The organism is Ligilactobacillus hayakitensis DSM 18933 = JCM 14209, from assembly GCF_000615845.1.
GTDB lineage: Bacteria > Bacillota > Bacilli > Lactobacillales > Lactobacillaceae > Ligilactobacillus > Ligilactobacillus hayakitensis.
On the sequence record NZ_BAML01000079.1, the window covers coordinates 1 to 603 of the forward strand.

Annotated in this window: 1 protein-coding gene; it reads right to left on the reverse strand. The window is 31.3% G+C overall.

Annotated elements, in window-relative coordinates; genetic code table 11:
- Window positions 1-5: 5 nt before the first annotated feature.
- Window positions 6-603: IS607 family transposase (locus JCM14209_RS08650; RefSeq protein WP_025023042.1), on the reverse strand; the 598-nt coding region annotated here is incomplete at its 5' end.

Here is a 603-nt window from a genome sequence, read left to right on the forward strand (position 1 = left end):
AAAGCCTAACTTTTTGCGTTCGCACTACCATCAACATTACCACCTTTTAAAGATTCATCGTTTTTAAGTTTATTTTTATACTTTCGTAAACCGTATAAACGACAAGAAAATACATGGATAATACTTATCATATCATCAACCATTTCTTGAGTTGGACTGGTATTAACGTTATTTAATACAACTATTTTAGTATTGTGCATGTTACATAACCGTTCAAACCATTCATAGCCAAAGCGAATAAATCTATCTTTATAAGTAATATAGATTGTATCAATTTGATTTTCCATCACTTCTTCTAATAATTTATTCCACTTTTTACGATTATAATTGAGCCCGCTGCCAATATCACTTATGGCTTCATCAAGGATTACCCCTTTAGCATTCACATATTGTCTAATAAAATCTATTTGATTTTTCAAATCGTCTTTCTGACCGTTAGTTGATACTCTAGCATAAGCTACATTTTTACGTTTATCACTAGAGGATTGTCCGATATATTCTAAATATTGTTCTTCAGTATAATATCTTCGATTGGTGGGAGTTCGATAAGCCTTCAAGGTACCTTTCTTGTCCCAAATTTGTAAAGTTCTAACAGTAACACCT